Below are 16,893 nucleotides of genomic sequence, written 5' to 3' on the forward strand. Positions count from 1 at the left end.
TCCTTGCGTCGCCGCAAAGCGATGCTAAAACGCCTGCCATGCGTTTTCTTCTGCCCATATCGCGAATTATCGGCCCGGCACGCCGCTGAGCGGGCCGGGCACGAGCGCCGGCCTTATCCGGCGACTTCCGCACATCTGCCTTCGATTTCTTGGCGCCCTTGGGCGCCGACGCCTGAATTGGCTCCAAAACCATGAACGACACGTCCGTAAAAGGTCCCGATTACTCCAAAACCCTGTTCCTGCCGCAGACGGATTTTCCGATGCGCGCCGGCCTGCCGCAGAAGGAACCGGAACTCCTCGCCCGCTGGGCCAAGATCGATCTCTACCGGAAGCTGCGCGAGGCCGGCCGCGGGCGGCCGAAATTCGTGCTGCACGATGGCCCGCCCTATGCCAACGGCAACATCCACATCGGCCATGCGCTCAACAAGATCCTCAAGGACATGGTGACGCGCAGCCAGCAGATGCTGGGCAAGGATTCCAACTATGTGCCGGGCTGGGACTGCCACGGCCTGCCGATCGAATGGAAGATCGAGGAAGACAATTACCGCGCCAAGGGCAAGCAGAAGCCCGACTGGTCGGACCCCGCCGCCATGATCGCCTTCCGCAAGGAATGCCGCGCCTATGCCGAAAACTGGGTGTCGATCCAGCGCGAGGAATTCAAGCGCCTCGGCGTCGAGGGCGATTGGGCCCATCCCTATCTGACCATGAGCTTTCCGGCGGAAGCGCAGATCGCCCGCGAGATCATGAAATTCGCCGCCAACGGCCTGCTCTATCGCGGCTCAAAACCCGTGATGTGGAGCGTGGTCGAACAGACGGCGTTGGCGGAAGCCGAGATCGAATACGAGGACTACACGTCCGACACGGTCTATGTCGCCTTTCCGGTAAAGAAGCTCGCCAAGGGCGTCGGCGATGCCGCGAAGCGCGCCATGCGCGATTCCGGCGAGAGCGATGAAGACATCGCCGGCGTCGATGCGATCAACGAAGAGCTGCAGGCCGCCTCCGTCGTCATCTGGACGACGACGCCCTGGACCCTGCCCGGCAACCGCGCGGTCGCCTTCTCACACAAGGTCGAATACGGCCTCTATCGCGTCGTCGAGGCACCAGAGGACAATTGGGCCAAGACCGGCGACAGCTATGTGCTGGCCGATCGTCTGGCCTCCGCCGTCTTCCAGGCGGCGCGCGTCGAGAAATTCGAGCGCGTGCGCGACGTCGATCCCTCCGACATCGCTGCGTGCAGCCATCCGCTGAGCCATCTGCCGGGCTATGGTTTCGACGTGCCGCTGCTCGACGGCGATCATGTCACCGACGATACCGGCACGGGCTTCGTCCACACCGCGCCAAGCCATGGCCGCGAAGACTTCGACATCTGGATGGCCAATGGCCGGCTGTTGGCCGAACGCGGCATCGATACGCGCATCCCCTACACGGTTGCGCCGGATGGCTCCTACACCAAGGAAGCGCCGGGTTTCGAAGGCAAGCGCGTCCTCGACGACAAGGGCAAGAAGGGCGATGCCAATGACGCGGTGATCCAAGCGCTGATCGCCGCCGGCCATCTCGTCGCGCGCGGCAAGCTGAAACATCAATATCCCCATTCCTGGCGCTCGAAGAAGCCGGTGATCTTCCGCAATACGCCGCAATGGTTCATCGCGATGGACAAGCCCTTCGCGAGCACGGAACCCAGCAATGGCGCGACCTTGCGCGACATCGCCTTGCAGGCGATCCAGGACACGCGCTGGGTGCCGGCGGCGGGCGAAAACCGCATCAACGGCATGATCGCCAACCGGCCCGATTGGGTGGTGTCGCGTCAGCGCGCCTGGGGCGTACCGATCGCCGTCTTCGTCAAGAAGGGCACGCATGAGCCTCTGGTCGACGAGACGGTGAACAAACGCATCGCCGATGCTTTCGAAAAGGAAGGCGCCGATGCCTGGTTCGCCGCCGACGCCAAGGCGCGCTTCCTCGCCAGCGATTACGATCACGACACCTACGACAAGATCGACGACGTGCTCGACGTCTGGTTCGATTCCGGATCGACCCATGCGTTCACCCTGGAAGACCCGGTGCACTTCCCCGGCCTTGCCGGCATCAAGCGCGTGCGCGATGGCGGCCCCGACGAGGTCATGTATCTGGAAGGCTCCGACCAGCATCGCGGCTGGTTCCATTCGTCGCTCTTGGAGAGCTGCGGCACGCGCGGCCATGCGCCCTATGACGTGGTGCTGACGCACGGCTTCGTGCTCGACGAGAACGGCCGTAAGATGTCGAAGTCGCTCGGCAATGTGGTCGCGCCGCAGACGGTGATCAAGGATTCCGGCGCCGACATCCTGCGCCTGTGGGTGGCGGCGTCCGACTATTCGGACGATCTGCGCATCGGCAAGAATATCCTGACTACTTTCGTCGAAACCTATCGCAAGCTGCGCAACACCATCCGCTGGATGCTGGGCTCGCTGGCGCCGTTCACCGAAGCCGATCGGATCAAACCGGCCGACATGCCGGAGCTTGAACGGCTGATGCTGCATCGCCTTGCCGAGCTCGATGGCGAGGTGCGCGAGGCCTATCAGAAGTTCGACTACAAGAAGGTCATCGCGGCGCTCTCCGCCTTCATGACCAGCGATCTGTCGGCCTTCTATTTCGACGTGCGCAAGGACGCGCTCTATTGCGATCCGCTGTCGAGCCGCACGCGCAAGGCGGCGCTGACCGTGATCGACGAGATCTTCAAGCGCGTGACGACCTGGTTCGCGCCGATCCTCGCCTTCACCTGCGAAGAGGCGTGGCTGTCGCGTTATCCCTCGGAAGACGGTTCGGTGCATCTGCAAGCCTTCCCCGACACGCCGGCGGCGTGGCGCGACGAGGCTTTGGCGCAGAAATGGCGCACCATCCGCACTGTCCGCCGGGTGGTCACCGGCGCGCTCGAGATCGAGCGGGCGCAAAAGCGCATCGGCTCGTCGCTGGAAGCCTGCCCGGTCGTCACCATCGCCGACCAGGCGGTTTATGACGCGGTGATGAGCGTCGATTTCGCCGAAGTCTGCATCACCTCCGGCATCGTGGTGAAGCTCGGCGACGGCCCGGCGGAGGCCTTCCGGGCCGACGACGTGAAGGGCGTGGCCGTGACCTCGGCCCCTGCCTCGGGCATCAAATGCGCCCGGTCGTGGAAATATTTCGACCCGGCGACGGCTGAAGCTGACTATCCGGGCGTGACGCCGCGCGACGCCCAGGCCTTGCGTGAGCTGAAAGCCGCCGGGCGGTTGCCAGGAAACGCCGCATGACGCCACGCGTCCTCGGTCTCTTCGCCATCTTTCTGGCCCTGGTCATCGACCAGGGCCACAAGCACTGGATGCTCTATACTTATGACATCGGCGCCCGGCAGCCGGTGTCGGTGACCCCCTGGTTCGACCTGGTGTTGGTCTTCAACACCGGCATTTCCTATTCCTGGCTGCAGGTGCATCCGCTGATTCTGCTGGCGCTGATGGCGACGGCCGTGCTGTTCCTGGCGATCTGGCTGTGGCGGGCCGGCAGCGCGCTGACCACCTTCGGCCTCGGCCTGATCATCGGCGGGGCCCTTGGGAATGCCTATGACCGCTGGCAATATGGCGCAGTCGCAGATTTCTTTTATTTCCATATGGATACAGAGCGTTACGGACGCCTGTCCTGGTATGTTTTCAACCTCGCCGACGTCGCCATCGTTGCCGGTGTGGCCCTCTTGCTGTATGAAACACTCTTTACAGGAGAAAGCCGGCAGGATCGCGCGGATGGCGCAGTCGGCTAAAGTAGAGCCGTGGCGCCACTAAATCGCCCTCAATGGCGGGCAGGTTCGGCGGCTCAATTTCGCGAGTGAGGAAGAGTATGACCCTTCGCATGCCGGCCCTGGGCCGCACGATCACGCTGGCGGCGGCCGCCGCCCTGACCGGAGGCTTTCTGGCGGTGACGCCGGCGAGCGCACTCGACGATGGCGACCAAAGCTTTCTGGAGACCGTGAAGGGTCTCGCCGGCTATGCCATCGGTTTTGGCATGGGCGCCAGCGACGAGGACGAAAAGCCGCGCATTCAGTATCGCGAGCGCGCGCCGCTGGTGCTGCCGCGCGATAAATCGGCCCTGCCGGCTCCCGGCAACGGCGCCGCCGCGCGCAATCCCAACTGGCCGCAGGATTATGACGAAGCCCGTCGCCTGAAGGCCAATGCCGCCAAGAACCGCAACCGGGACCTCGATTACAGCGGCAGCGCCCGGATGAGCAACGAGGAACTGGCCCGCGGCCGCACCGCCCGGCCCGCCGCGCGCAACCCCGGCGACGAACAATGCGGCGCCGGCGGCACCAATAGCTATGGCGAAATCTGCAATCAGGCCCGCTACTGGTATGTGATGAAGAATACCCGCAGCAAGGAAGACACCAGCCGCGACCTGCAGGCGGGCGTCGAGCCGGACCGCAAGGCCCTGACCGATCCGCCGACGGGCCTGCGCCGCGCCACCACGACGGTCAAGGCGACCGTCGAGGCGCCGCGCGAGGAAGTGCCGCTTCTCGATGCAGCCGGCCAGGCGCGCGAGGAAGCGCGTATCCGTCGCGAGCGGTACGAGAATCAGTAGACGTTTCGCCGTCTGACGGACCGAAAAGATCAGAAAGCGCGTTTCTCACGAAACGCGCTTTTCTCTTGCGCGAGTAACCCTACGAGCAAGCTCGGCAGTCCCCCGTACCGCGGGGCATGACGAACGCAACCTGAGCACCTATATTGCGTCTTTCCGAACCGCCGCTCCCCCGCCAGGGGCAAACGGCGGAGCGACATGCGGAAGGAACGCAATTGACAGTTCAAGCCCAGGGAAAAGGCGCTAGCGCCGCCCTCACGCCCCATGCGACGGCCCCCGACGCGAAAGGCGCAGGCCCCGATATCGGCCACTTCCATCTCGCCAACGGATTGGAAGTCGTTGTTATTCCCGACAATCGCGCGCCCGTCGCCACCCATATGGTGTGGTATCGCAACGGCTCCGCCGATGATCCGGTCGGCAAGTCAGGCATAGCGCACTTCCTTGAACATTTGATGTTCAAAGGCACGGCTCGGCATCCCAAGGGCGAATTCTCGGAAATCGTCGCCGAACTCGGCGGCCAGGAGAACGCCTTCACCTCGATCGACTACACCGCCTATTACCAGCGCGTGCCGAAAGAGCATCTGCCCGTCGTGATGGATTTCGAAGCGGACCGGATGACCAATCTGGTGCTCACCGACGATGTGGTGACGCCGGAACGCGATGTCGTGCTGGAAGAGCGCCGCATGCGCACCGACAGCGATCCCGCCGCGCAGCTCGGCGAAGCGGTGCAGGCCGCGCTCTATACGCATCACCCCTATGGCAAGCCGATCATCGGTTGGGAGCATGAGATCGAAGGGCTCGATCGCAACGATGCGCTCACCTATTACAAGCGCTTCTATACGCCCGAGAACGCCGTTCTCGTCATCGCCGGCGACGTGACCAGCGACGAAGTGCGCGCGCTCGCCGAAGAAACCTACGGCAAGATTCCGGCGCGGGGCGAAGCGCCCCGTCGCACCCGCACCAAGGAGCCGCCGCCGCGCGCCCATCGCCTCGTCCAGCTCGCCGATGAAAAGGTCGAGCAGCCGAGCGAACAGCGCGTCTATCTGGTGCCCTCCTACACGACGGCGGAACCTGGCGAAGCGGAAGCGCTCGAACTCGCCTCCCATCTCTTGGGCGGCGGCCCGACGAGCCGGCTCTATCACGCTCTCGTCGTCGACAAGAAGATCGCGGTCGCCGCCGGCACCTATTACATGGGCACGTCGCTCGACGATACGCGCTTCTATGCCTATGCGGTGCCCGCCCCCGACGTCTCGCTCGAAACACTCGACGCGGCAGTCGGCGCCGTCATCGATGCGATGGCAAAAACGCCGGTGCCGGAAGGCGATCTGGCCCGCGCCAAGACCCGGCTCATTGCCGATGCGGTCTATGCGCAGGACAGCCAGACGTCGCTGGCGCGCTGGTATGGCGCGGCACTGACGACCGGCCATACGGTCAAGGACGTGAAGGAATGGCCTAATCGTATCGATGCCGTGACCGCCGAACAGGTGCGCGCCGCGGTGGCGAAGTGGCTGACGCCCAATCGTGCCGTGACCGGCTTCCTGCGGATGAAAGACGACGGCGAAGCGCAGGCGGCCTAACCGCCACGCCTTATTCCTAGCGTATCCGCGCCCTTCGGCGCGGGACGCTGTATTTGTTTCGAGTTGGATTGATCATGAACGCAGCAGCAGAAATCCGCAGCAAGAGCCGCGCCGAAACCGTCCAGAAAATCGTCACACCGCGCGGCATCGAAGTCTGGTTGGTGGAAGACTATGCCGTCCCGCTTGTCGCCGTAGACTTTGCTTTCAAGGGTGGTTCGACCCAGGATCCCACGGGCCTTTCGGGCACGGCGACCGTGCTCGCCGGTCTGCTTGACGAGGGCGCCGGCACGCTCGATGCCGATGCCTTCCATCGGGCGCTGGACGACAAGGCGATCGAACTGTCGTTTCATACCGGCCAGGACAATTTCCATGGCGAGATGAAAACCCTGTCGCGGAATATCGACGCGGCTTTCGACATGCTGCGCCTCGCGGTCAACGAGCCGCGCTTCGACACGGATGCGATCGAACGGGTGCGCAGCCAGCTCATCGCCGGCCTGCGCCACGAAGCCAACGATCCCAATGCGGTGTCCGGCAAGGCGTGGCGGGAGGCGGCCTTCCCGCATCATCCCTATGGCCTGCCGACCGGCGGCAGCCTGGAGAGCGTACCGCTGATCGGCCGCGAGCACATCGCGGCGTTGCGGCAACGGCTGTTCGCGCTGAGCAATCTCAAGGTCGCCGTCGTCGGCGCCATCGATGCCGACCGGCTGGCGAAACTCATCGATCGCGTGTTCGGCGCCCTGCCGGCCGCACCGTCGCTGACCGCCATTCCCGACATCGCGCCGCAAGGTGCGGGCACCCGCAAGGTGATCGAGATCGACGTGCCGCAGTCGACCCTGCGCTTCAGCCTGCCGGGCATTGCCCGCCATGACGCCGATTTCATCACCGGCGCCGTGGTCAATCATATTCTCGGCGGTGGCGTGTTCTCCGCCCGCCTGTTCAAGGAAGTGCGCGAAAAGCGCGGCCTCGCCTATTCGGTGTGGACGCAATTGCACGCCAACGACCATACCGCGCTGTTCTCGGGCGGCACGTCGACCAAGAACGAGCGCGCTGCCGAATCCCTTCAGGTGATCGAGGAAGAGATCAACAAGATCGCCGAGACCGGGCCGACCGCCGAGGAACTGGCGAAAGCGCAGAAATATATGATCGGCTCTTATGCGCTGCGTTTCGACACATCGACCAAGATCGCCGCCAATCTCGTGTCCTTGCAGACAGACGGCTATCCGGTCGATTATCTCGATCGCCGCAACGGCCTGATCGCCGCCGTCACCCTCGACGACGCGCGCCGCGTCGCCAAGCGCCTGTTCGATCACGAACGGCTGCTGGTGGCCGTGGCCGGCAAGCCCTCGGGGCTTTGACGATTTACCGCGAGCTCTGTGTCATCCCGGACACGCGAAGCGTGATCCGGGAGCCAGGGCAAACGGTAAAACGTTGCGCGCTAAACGCACCCGATCAGTCCCGCCCAGTCTCTACCACACGCCCCTGGCTCCCGGGTCGCCTGCGGCGCCCGGGATGACACGGAGAGTTCTGCAACATCTACCAGACTAGACAGCACCTAGCTTTCCGGGTGAACCTGTCTCCACCGAGCGCGCCATGACGCGCAGGTCCGATGGGGAGGGAAGCCATGAGGATCGTATGTTCCGCGCTAGCGGCGACAGCACTCACGCTGGCAGGCTTTGCCGCGCAAGCGCAAGAGACGGTGAAGATCGGCATTCTGCAAAGCTTTTCGGGCATCACATCGCTGGGCGGCCAGCAGGCCGACGGCGCCGTCAAACTGTTCATGAAGAAATATGGCGACACCGCCGGCGGCAAGAAGATCGAACTCATTCGCCGCGATACGACAGGTCCCAATCCGGAAGTCGCCAAACGGCTGGTGCAGGAAGTCGTCACCCGCGAACGCGTCAATCTGCTGATCGGACCGGACTACACGCCCAATACATTGGCCGCGGCGCCGATCCTGATGGAAGCCAAGGTGCCGTCCTTCGTCACCGGCGCGGCAACCACGGGCATCATCGGCGAGAAATCGAAATATTCGACGCGCACTTTCTTCGCCGTGCCGCAACTGTGCCGGCCGCTTGCCGCCTATGCGGTGAAGAACGGCTGGAAGCGCGTTTATGTCGCCGTCGCCGATTTCGCACCCGGCCATGACTGCGAGAAATATTTCCTGGACGCGCTGAAAGAGGCCAATGGCGAACTGGCCGGCAATGTGCGCATCCCGGTCTCCAATCCGGAATTCTCCGGCTATATGCAACGCATCCGCGATGCCAAGGCGGATGCGGTGTTCATCTTCATGCCGATCGGCGAATTGAGCATCGGCATTCTGCGCGCCATCAACGATTCCGGCCTCAAGAGCACCGGCATCAAGATCATGGGCACCGGCGACATCACCGACGAGACCTATATCGACGCTGTCGGCGATGCGGCGATCGGCACGATCACTACCGGCATCTATTCGACCCAGCACAATTCGCCTTTGAATAAGGAATTCGTCAAGGAATGGGCGGAATTGAACGGCAAGCAACGCATCGGCTGGGGCGCGCTGGCGGTCTATGATTCCATGCGCCTCACCTATGATGCGCTGAACGCCCAAGGCTCGGGCAAGTTCGATCCGGACAAGTTCATTTCCTTCGTCCATGGCCGCACGTTCGAGAGCCCGCGTGGCCCCGTCACCATCGACAAGAGCAACGGCGACATCATCCAGAACATCTACATCCGCCGCGTCGATAAGGTGGACGGCGTGTTGCAGAACGTCGAGATCGAGAGTTTCAGCAACGTCGGATTTAAATAGCCCGCAGTCGCTGGAGCCCCTCTCATGACGGCTGTTCTGACGGTGCTCTTCAACGGCATCGCCTATGGCTTCCTGCTGTTCATCATGTCGGTCGGGCTCTCGGTCACGCTCGGCATGATGAACTTCGTCAATCTGGCGCAGGCCAGCTTTTCGATGTTCGGCGGCTATGTGATGATCATGGCCATGCAGTGGTTCGGCATTCCGTTCCTTTTGACCTTGCCGCTGGTCTTCATCGCCATCGGCCTTCTCTCGGTCATCATGGAACGGCTGGTGTTCCGGCACTTCTACAACACCGACGACCTGACGCAGGTGCTGTTGACCATCGGCCTGGTGTTCATGTCGATCGCCACCGCCACCTATTTCTGGGGCGGCACCTATCAGCGCATCGACATGCCGCCGTGGCTCATCGGCCAACGCGAGATTTTCGGCTTGACCCTTGAAACCTATCGCATCTTCCTGATCGCCATCGGTCTGGCCATGGCGCTGGCCTTGATCCTGGGACTGGAGCGCACGCGCTTTGGCGCCATGGTGCGCGCCTGCGTCGACAATCGCCGGGTGGCCGGGGCTTGCGGTTTGAACACCGGCCTGATCTTCGCGCTTACCTTCGCCGTCGGTGGCGGGCTCGCCGGGCTTGGCGGCGCGCTGTCGGCCAATCTCCTCGGTCTCGATCCGAACTTTCCGCTGCGCTATCTCGTCTATCTCTTGATCATCGTCTCGGTCGGCGGCATGGGCACGATCAGCGGCACTTTGATCGCCGGCATCGCGCTCGGCGTCGCCGATGTGATGGGCAAATATTACTTCCCGCAGTTTGGCGGCTTCGTCATCTATGTGCTGACGGTGCTGTGCATGCTGTGGCGCCCGCAAGGCCTGATGGGGCGCAAAGCATGAGCGCTTTCGACAGCCCCGAGCAACGCGCCGCTTCCGGCACCGGCTATTTCGCCAGCCTGTCGCGCTGGAACATTTTTGAAATCCTCTTCTGGCTGGCGCTCGCCGGCCTGTATTTCTGGCCCCATGCGGATCTGGTGCTGATGAGCCAGATTTTCATCTGGGGCCTGTTCGCCATGTCGCTCGACGTGCTGCTTGGCTATCGCGGCATTCCCTCGCTTGGCCACGCGGCCTTTTTCGGCATCGGCGCCTATGTGGCGGGCTATTGCGGTAAGTTCGGCTGGACCGAGCCGATCAGCGCCCTGGTGCTGGCCATGCTGGTCGCGGCCGGTGTCGGCTGGCTCACCGGCAAGCTGGTGCAACGGGTGGCCGGCGTCGCGCTGTTGATGGTGACGCTCGGGCTCAATCTCATTCTCTACGATCTGGTGCATCGCTCGACCGAGATCACCGGCGGCGACGACGGTCTGCAGGGCATCGTCATCGATCCGGTGCTGGGCCTGTTCCGCTTCGACATCTTCGGCCGCACCGCCTTCTGGTACGCCTTGATCGTCACCTTCGTGCTCTTCGTGGCGACGCGGGCGATCATCAAGTCGCCGTTTGGCTTGGCACTGACCGGCGCGCGGGAGAACTCGCGGCGCATGATCATGCTCGGCGCGCCGGTGGAAGGCGATGTGTCCCGCGCCTTCGCGCTCGCCGCCGCTTTGGCCGGTGCCGCCGGCGCGCTCCTCACCCAGACGACGCAATTCGTCGCGCCCTCCTCGCTGTCGTTCCAGCGCTCCGCCGACGTGCTCGTCATCCTCATCATCGGCGGTGCCGGCCGGCTCTATGGCGGCTTCATCGGCGCGCTGATCTTCCTGTTCCTGCGCGATTGGCTGGCGGCGATCAGCCCGGTCTATTGGTATTTCTGGATCGGCCTTCTGCTCGTCCTCGTCGTCTCCTTCTTCCGCAAGGGCATCCTGCCGACGATCGAGGATTTTTACACCCGCTGGCGCGGCCGACGAGGCGCGCCATGACGCAGATGCCCGCATCTGCCGATCTCGTGCTGGAAACGCGAGACATGCACATGGCCTTCGGCGGCCTCGTCATCTTCGAGCGTATGAATTTTTCGCTGCGGCGTGGCGAACGCCACGCCATCATCGGCCCCAATGGCGCCGGCAAGACCACGTTCGTCAGCCTGGTCACCGGCTTGTTGAAGCCGAAGTCCGGCGCGGTGATGTTCGAGGGCCGCGACGTGACGCGCCTGTCGCCGCAGGAACGCGTCAAGGCCGGCATGGTGCGCACCTTCCAGATCAATTCATTGTTTCGCGCGCTCAATCCGCTCGAATCCGTGGTGCTGGCGTTGCTCGAGCGCGAAGGCAAAGCGCATCTGTCGCTGCGCCACGTCGCCGCCGAGAAGTCGCTCATCGGCGAAGCGATGGAGCTGCTGCATCAGTTCGGCCTCGATCGCGACGCCTATGCGCTGACCGAGGCCTTGCCCTATGGCAAGCAACGCCTGCTTGAAATCGTGCTCGCGCTGGCGCTACGCCCAAAACTGCTGCTGCTCGACGAACCGGCGGCCGGGCTGTCGACGCAGCAGGGCCATGAAGTGTTCGCGCGTCTCGCCCATTTGCCCCAGGAGACGACCATCCTGTTCATCGAACACGATATGAACCTGGTATTCAGCTATGCGGATGTGGTGTCGGTCTTCGCCGCCGGGGCGCTGGTGCTGAGCGATACGCCGGAGAATGTGCGCAAGAGCCCGCGCGTGCGGGAGGTCTATCTTGGGAATTGAGACAATAATTGACCTTGCCCCCGTGCTCAGCGTCCGCAACCTCGCCGCCGGCTATGGCCCGGCGCAGGTGCTGCACGATGTCAGTTTCGATGTCGCGTCTGGCGAAATGCTCGTCGTCATCGGCCGCAACGGCGTCGGCAAGACCACGCTGATCGAGACCCTGTGCGGGCTGACGACCTGGCAGGGCGGCGAGATCACCTTTGCCGGCACCCGCATCGAAAAGCTCTCGCCCTTCCGGCGCAACCGGCTCGGCATCGGCTGGGTGCCGCAGGAGCGTGAAGTGTTTCCGACGCTGAGCGTCGCGGAAAATCTCGATGTCGTCTATCGCGGCGGCCCGTGGACGAGGCCAGCGCTCTACGATCTCTTTCCACGCCTCGCCGAGCGGCGCAGCCACTATGCGCGGCAGCTCTCGGGTGGCGAGCAGCAGATGCTGGTGATTGCCCGGGCGCTCGCCACCAATCCCTCTCTGCTGCTACTCGACGAACCGGTGGAGGGCCTGGCGCCGCTCATCGTCCAGGAAATGATCGCCGCCATCCACAAAATGCGCCGAGAAAGCGCCATGAGCATCATCATGGTGGAGCAGAAACACGATATCGCGCTCGCCCATTCCGACCGTTGCCTGGTCATCGACCACGGCGCCATCGTCCATACCTCGGCCAGCGCCGAGCTGCTGGCCGACCACGCCCTGCTCGACCGGCTGATCGGGGTGGCGGAATAGGCGTTCCTGCTGGTGGATGGCCGCAATTTCAGCCGTATTCGGGTTCAGATGGGCGGCCTGCCGGGCTAGAATACGGTCCGAATCCTCCGAGTGCCCCCATGACCGTCCGCCGCCTCGATCCCATTCTGGTTGACCGCATCGCCGCCGGCGAGGTGGTCGAACGGCCGGCGTCCGCCGTGAAGGAACTGGTCGAGAATGCGCTCGATGCGGAGGCGCGGCGGATCGAGGTGACGATCGAAGCGGGCGGGCGCAAGCTGATCCGCGTCGTCGACGATGGCTTGGGCATGAGCCCGGAAGACCTCGCGCTGTGCGTCGAGCGTCACGCCACGTCGAAACTGCCCGACAGCGATCTCTCCAACATCGCCACTCTGGGCTTTCGCGGCGAAGCGCTGCCGTCGATCGGCTCGGTCGCCTTGCTGGATATCGCCACCCGCGCCAAGGGCAGCAATCAGGGCCACGCCATCCGCGTCGACCAGGGCCGCAAGAGCGAGGTGATGCCCTCGGCGCATCCGCTGGGCACCAAGGTCGAGGTGCGCGACCTGTTCGCGGCGACGCCGGCGCGGCTCAAATTCCTGAAGAGCGAACGCGCTGAGGCGCAGGCCGTCGCCGATGTGCTGCGCCGGCTGGCCATGGCGCATCCGCAAGTACGTTTCGCGCTCAACGGCGACAATCTCACCGGCTTCGATCACGTCGCCTGCGCGGAGGGCGGCGAAGGCCTGCTGGCGCGGCTGGCGCAGGTGCTGGGCAAGGAATTCCGCGACAATGCTCTGGGTGTCGATGCGGAACGCGAGGGCTTGCGCCTGACCGGCTATGCCGGCCTGCCGACTTTCCATCGCGCCAATGCGCAGAGCCAATATCTCTACGTCAACGGCCGCCCGGTGCGCGACAAGCTGCTGCATGGCGCGGTGCGCGCCGCCTATATGGATTATCTGCCGTCCGACCGGCATCCGGCACTGGTGCTCTATCTCGATTGCGAGCCGCGCGATGTCGATGTCAACGTCCATCCGGCGAAGGCCGAAGTGCGCTTTCGCGATCCGGGTCTCGTGCGCGGCCTGATCGTCGGCGCGCTGAAACAGACCTTGGCCAATGCCATGCAGCGGGCAACGACGACCGGCGGCGAGCGCACGATCACCGCTTTCGCGCGGCGCAGTTTCGGCGGACCGGCGCCTTATGGGCGGCCGATGCCGCAGCGGTCTTGGGACTGGACGACATCACCGGCGGCGCCGGCTTTCCAAGAATCTGCCCTCCAAGAGCCTGCCTTCCATGAACCTGCGCAAGCCGCCTTCGCGCATGACCAGGCGCCGGCCGCCGATATGCGCGCGCATGAAGCGCCGATGGCACCGGCTGCCGTCGATGCGCCGCTCGGCGCGGCGCGCGCGCAGGTGCATGACACCTATATCGTCGCACAGACGCGCGACGGCATCGTCATCGTCGATCAGCACGCGGCGCATGAACGCCTCGTCTATGAAAAACTGAAGCGCCAGCGCGAAGCCAGCGGCATCAGCCGGCAGATGCTGCTGATCCCGGCGATCGTCGAACTCGACCCGGCCGAGGTGCAACGCCTCGTCGATCACGCGGAGACACTGGCGAGCCTTGGTCTCGTCGTCGAGCCGTTCGGCCCGGGCGCGGTCGCGGTCAGCGAAACCCCGTCGCTCTTGAAGGATGGCGACATGGTGCGGCTGGTGCGCGACATCGCCGACACTCTGGCGGAGGATGGCGCCGCGACGTCGCTCGAGCGCAAGCTCGATCACGTGCTGGCGACGATGGCCTGCCATCATTCGGTGCGGGCCGGCCGCCGGCTCAACGGCGAAGAGATGAACGCGCTGCTGCGCGAGATGGAAGCGACGCCCGGTTCCGGCCAATGCAATCACGGCCGGCCGACCTATGTGGAATTGAAGCTTTCGGATGTGGAGCGGCTGTTCGGCCGGAAGTAGTCAGACCTTTGCGAACCGCAGGAAGACGACTTGCGTGTCGCCGTAGTCGCGGCGATCGAGCAAGGTGAAACCGTCCAGCGCTGGCAGATCGGCCTTGGCGCTTTCCTCGACCACCAGCAAGGCCTCCGGCGCCAGCCAGCCGCCATCGCGCAAAGAGGCGAGCGCCAAAGGTGCGAGACCGCGGCCATAGGGCGGATCGAGGAAGGCCAGGGTGAACGGATCCTGCGGCGGCATGGCGCCGAGGCGCGTGGCATCGCGGCGGAAGATTTTGCTGACGCCGGTGAGCGCCAGGCTTTCCACATTGGCGCGCACCAGAGCGCGGCCCTCGACGCTGTCGTCGACGAACAGAGCGAAGCGCGCGCCGCGCGACAGAGCTTCAAGCCCGAGCGCGCCGGTGCCGGCGAAGAGATCGATGACGCGCGCGTTCTCAGCTGGATCGCCATGGGCATGGGCGAGCACGTTGAACACCGCCTCGCGCAGCCGGTCGGACGTCGGCCGCACCGTCTGCGACGACGGCGCTTTCAGCGCGCGGCCGCGCAGACTGCCCCCGACGATCCGCATCGCCGGTTAGCGGTCGCCACGCGACGGACGACCGCCAGGCTTGCCCGAAGGACGACCACCGGGTTTACCGCCACCAGGCTTGCCGCCAGGTCTGCCGCCACCGGGGCGACCGCCGCTTGGACGACCACCGCCGCTTGGCTTACCACTTGGCTTGTCGCCAAACTTGCCAGCCGGCCGACCGCCAGAGCGCGGACGATCGCCGTCGCGGGAAAACCGCGACGGACCTTCGCCACGGGCGGGACGCTCGCCACGCGGACCATCGCGTTTCTCGAAACGCGGACGCTCGCTCGGCGCGGGACGGAAAGGCACGGGCGGCTCGCCCTCGCGGAAAATGCGCGAACGGCCTTCGCCCCGTGGCTCACGACGCGGGCCATCACGTTTCTCAAAGCGGGGACGATCGCCAGACGGAGCGCCACGGAACGAGCGGCCTTCACGCGGCGCGTCTCCATCGCGGGAGAAACGTGGACGACCTTCGGTGCGCGGCGCACGCGACGGCAGCGTGCCGTCCGGCCTGTCGAAACGAGGACGATCGCCATCACGCGAAAACCGCGACGGCCCTTCGCCACGCGCCGGACGTTCGCCGCGCGGTCCATCGCGCTTCTCGAAACGCGGACGGTCGCCAGCGCCAACAGAGCCACGTGCGGGCCGATCACCGCCGCGCTCGAAACGGCGCTGCGGCCGTTCACCGCCCTCCGTGTTGCGGTCGCCTCTGGCCACATCGCTGCGGCCTTGTCCGCGACCGGCGACATAGGGCGCGGGCGCATCGGAACCTGGACGCGCGCCGGGCTTGCGCATCGGCCGCTCGCCCCCGGCGGCTTCGGCGAAGCGCCGGGCATTGCGCGAGGACGCGCCCGTGGACGCACCCTTGCCGCGCTTCGGCCGCTCGGCCGGCGTGACACGTTCCACGGTCACGGCGCGGCCATGACGATCCTGCGTGCTGTCGCGCGTGACGCGCTTGCGCGCGCCCTTGGCATTCTGCGTGCCGCGTTCGTCACGCAGAGTGGAGACATGCTTGCGCTTGCGATCGGGCGAATGCGGCTCGACGGGGCCTGGTTCTTCTTCGACGAAACGGCCGCGGCGCTCACGCGTGCGATCGGCATCGGGCGAAAAGATCGGCGCTTCGAAATCGGCGCCCGCGTCCTCGGCGAGCTTTTCGCCGAGCTGATCCTTCAGCACGCGGGTGCGGATTTCCTCGATCGCGCCTTCGCCCAGTTCGCCGAGCTGGAAGGGGCCATAAGAAATGCGGATGAGCCGGTTGACCTGCAGGCCGAGATGTTCGAGCACGCGTTTGATTTCGCGGTTCTTGCCTTCGCGCAGGCCCATGGTGAGCCAGACGTTGTCACCCTGCATGCGATCGATATGCGCTTCGATGCCGCGATAATCGACGCCATCGATGGTGACGCCCTCGCTCAGGCGATCGAGGATCGACTGATCGGTCTCGCCAAAAGCGCGCACGCGATAGCGGCGCAGCCAGCCGGTCGCCGGCAGTTCGAGCACACGCGCCAAGCCACCGTCGTTGGTGAGCAGCAGCAGCCCTTCGGTGTTGATGTCGAGACGGCCGATGCTGACGACGCGCGGCAATTCCGGCGGCAAGGCTTCGAAAATGGTCGGCCGGCCTTCGGGATCCTTGTCGGTGGTGACGAGACCGCGCGGCTTGTTGAACAGGAACAGACGCGTGCGTTCACGCTGGGCCAATGGCTTGCCATCGACCGTGATCTTATCCTTTTCGGTGACGTTGCGGGCCGGGCTGTCGAGCACCGTGCCGTTCACGGCGACGCGCCCCTCGGCGACCCACAATTCGGCATCGCGGCGCGAGCAGAGGCCGGCGCGGGCCATCACCTTGGCGATCCGTTCGCCGTCATGGGCGGATTCGGCGGCAGCCGCATTGACGCGCGGCCGTTTGAAACTGGGCTTGCCGGAACCTGATTTGCCCAAACCAGATTTGCCCGAACCGAAGCCCGGCTTCTGCGAATCAAATCTGGCGCCGCGCGCCTTGGGGGCGCCGGGTCGCGGGGCGCCGGGCTTGCGGCGCCCGCGCCCTTCGTGGTCAGTGTCTCTTGTCATGGATGTCTCGCGTTTGGTGGACCTGTAGC

Annotated in this window: 13 protein-coding genes; 11 read left to right on the top strand and 2 right to left on the bottom strand. The window is 64.8% G+C overall.

The features are described from left to right. The first annotated feature begins 191 nt into the window (after positions 1 to 191). The 11 genes from ileS to mutL all read left to right on the top strand — a co-directional run bounded on the left by ileS (position 192) and on the right by mutL (position 14,239). Positions 192 to 3,260 carry an isoleucine--tRNA ligase gene (gene ileS, locus OIM99_RS02585; RefSeq protein WP_311848751.1) on the top strand — a complete coding sequence of 1,023 codons (3,069 nt, stop codon included), beginning with the start codon at positions 192 to 194 and terminating at the stop codon, positions 3,258 to 3,260. Then, positions 3,257 to 3,760, top strand: coding sequence for a signal peptidase II (gene lspA / locus OIM99_RS02590; protein WP_311848752.1), 504 nt, complete (start codon positions 3,257 to 3,259; stop codon positions 3,758 to 3,760). Before ileS ends, lspA begins: the two co-directional genes overlap by 4 nt. A gap of 77 nt (positions 3,761 to 3,837) precedes the next feature. Continuing rightward, a complete protein-coding gene (locus OIM99_RS02595) occupies positions 3,838 to 4,572 on the top strand; it encodes a hypothetical protein (protein ID WP_311848753.1) in 735 nt (244 codons plus the stop codon). A 212-nt stretch (positions 4,573 to 4,784) separates the two neighbouring features. After that, positions 4,785 to 6,146, top strand: a complete 1,362-nt coding sequence (locus OIM99_RS02600; protein WP_311848754.1) for a pitrilysin family protein — start codon at positions 4,785 to 4,787, stop codon at positions 6,144 to 6,146. Between the two features lie 74 nt (positions 6,147 to 6,220). Beyond that, positions 6,221 to 7,501 (top strand): pitrilysin family protein, encoded by a 1,281-nt coding sequence (locus OIM99_RS02605; RefSeq protein WP_311848755.1) that lies wholly within the window; start codon positions 6,221 to 6,223, stop codon positions 7,499 to 7,501. 266 nt (positions 7,502 to 7,767) lie between these two features. Next, entirely contained in the window at positions 7,768 to 8,931 is a 1,164-nt protein-coding gene (locus OIM99_RS02610) for an ABC transporter substrate-binding protein (protein WP_311848756.1), read from the top strand. Between the two features lie 24 nt (positions 8,932 to 8,955). Next, complete coding sequence (locus OIM99_RS02615; protein WP_311848757.1) at positions 8,956 to 9,819, top strand: branched-chain amino acid ABC transporter permease; 864 nt, start codon at positions 8,956 to 8,958, stop codon at positions 9,817 to 9,819. Beyond that, the gene (locus OIM99_RS02620; RefSeq protein ID WP_311848758.1) at positions 9,816 to 10,829 is read left to right on the top strand and encodes a branched-chain amino acid ABC transporter permease; all 1,014 of its coding nucleotides are present in this window, start codon (positions 9,816 to 9,818) and stop codon (positions 10,827 to 10,829) included. Before OIM99_RS02615 ends, OIM99_RS02620 begins: the two co-directional genes overlap by 4 nt. Next, positions 10,826 to 11,587 (top strand): ATP-binding cassette domain-containing protein, encoded by a 762-nt coding sequence (locus OIM99_RS02625; protein WP_311848759.1) that lies wholly within the window; start codon positions 10,826 to 10,828, stop codon positions 11,585 to 11,587. The genes OIM99_RS02620 and OIM99_RS02625 overlap by 4 nt, the downstream gene beginning before the upstream one ends. Next, complete coding sequence (locus OIM99_RS02630) at positions 11,577 to 12,305, top strand: ABC transporter ATP-binding protein (RefSeq protein ID WP_311848760.1); 729 nt, start codon at positions 11,577 to 11,579, stop codon at positions 12,303 to 12,305. Before OIM99_RS02625 ends, OIM99_RS02630 begins: the two co-directional genes overlap by 11 nt. A gap of 98 nt (positions 12,306 to 12,403) precedes the next feature. After that, positions 12,404 to 14,239: a DNA mismatch repair endonuclease MutL gene (gene mutL, locus OIM99_RS02635; protein ID WP_311848761.1), complete on the top strand. Its 1,836-nt coding sequence runs from the start codon at positions 12,404 to 12,406 to the stop codon at positions 14,237 to 14,239. Here the strand turns inward: mutL and rsmD are convergent, their stop codons facing one another. Together rsmD and OIM99_RS02645 are read right to left on the bottom strand one after the other, a co-directional pair. Beyond that, on the bottom strand, positions 14,240 to 14,800 hold the full coding sequence (gene rsmD, locus OIM99_RS02640; protein WP_311848762.1) for a 16S rRNA (guanine(966)-N(2))-methyltransferase RsmD: 561 nt from the start codon (positions 14,798 to 14,800) through the stop codon (positions 14,240 to 14,242). It lies immediately after the preceding gene. Between the two features lie 6 nt (positions 14,801 to 14,806). After that, on the bottom strand, positions 14,807 to 16,864 hold the full coding sequence (locus OIM99_RS02645; RefSeq protein ID WP_311848763.1) for a pseudouridine synthase: 2,058 nt from the start codon (positions 16,862 to 16,864) through the stop codon (positions 14,807 to 14,809). Positions 16,865 to 16,893 lie beyond the last annotated feature (29 nt).

The sequence above is a fragment of the Methylocella sp. CPCC 101449 genome (genome assembly GCF_031921685.1).
In the GTDB taxonomy this organism is placed as follows: domain Bacteria; phylum Pseudomonadota; class Alphaproteobacteria; order Rhizobiales; family Beijerinckiaceae; genus Terripilifer.

Coding starts and splice junctions, on each gene's coding strand:
- OIM99_RS02645 (WP_311848763.1), bottom strand. CDS start 16,864: ATGACAAGAGACACTGACCACGAAGGGCGCGGGCGCCGCAAGCCCGGC.
- OIM99_RS02625 (WP_311848759.1), top strand. CDS start 10,826: ATGACGCAGATGCCCGCATCTGCCGATCTCGTGCTGGAAACGCGAGAC.
- ileS (WP_311848751.1), top strand. CDS start 192: ATGAACGACACGTCCGTAAAAGGTCCCGATTACTCCAAAACCCTGTTC.
- lspA (WP_311848752.1), top strand. CDS start 3,257: ATGACGCCACGCGTCCTCGGTCTCTTCGCCATCTTTCTGGCCCTGGTC.
- OIM99_RS02610 (WP_311848756.1), top strand. CDS start 7,768: ATGAGGATCGTATGTTCCGCGCTAGCGGCGACAGCACTCACGCTGGCA.
- OIM99_RS02595 (WP_311848753.1), top strand. CDS start 3,838: ATGACCCTTCGCATGCCGGCCCTGGGCCGCACGATCACGCTGGCGGCG.
- OIM99_RS02615 (WP_311848757.1), top strand. CDS start 8,956: ATGACGGCTGTTCTGACGGTGCTCTTCAACGGCATCGCCTATGGCTTC.
- mutL (WP_311848761.1), top strand. CDS start 12,404: ATGACCGTCCGCCGCCTCGATCCCATTCTGGTTGACCGCATCGCCGCC.
- rsmD (WP_311848762.1), bottom strand. CDS start 14,800: ATGCGGATCGTCGGGGGCAGTCTGCGCGGCCGCGCGCTGAAAGCGCCG.
- OIM99_RS02605 (WP_311848755.1), top strand. CDS start 6,221: ATGAACGCAGCAGCAGAAATCCGCAGCAAGAGCCGCGCCGAAACCGTC.
- OIM99_RS02620 (WP_311848758.1), top strand. CDS start 9,816: ATGAGCGCTTTCGACAGCCCCGAGCAACGCGCCGCTTCCGGCACCGGC.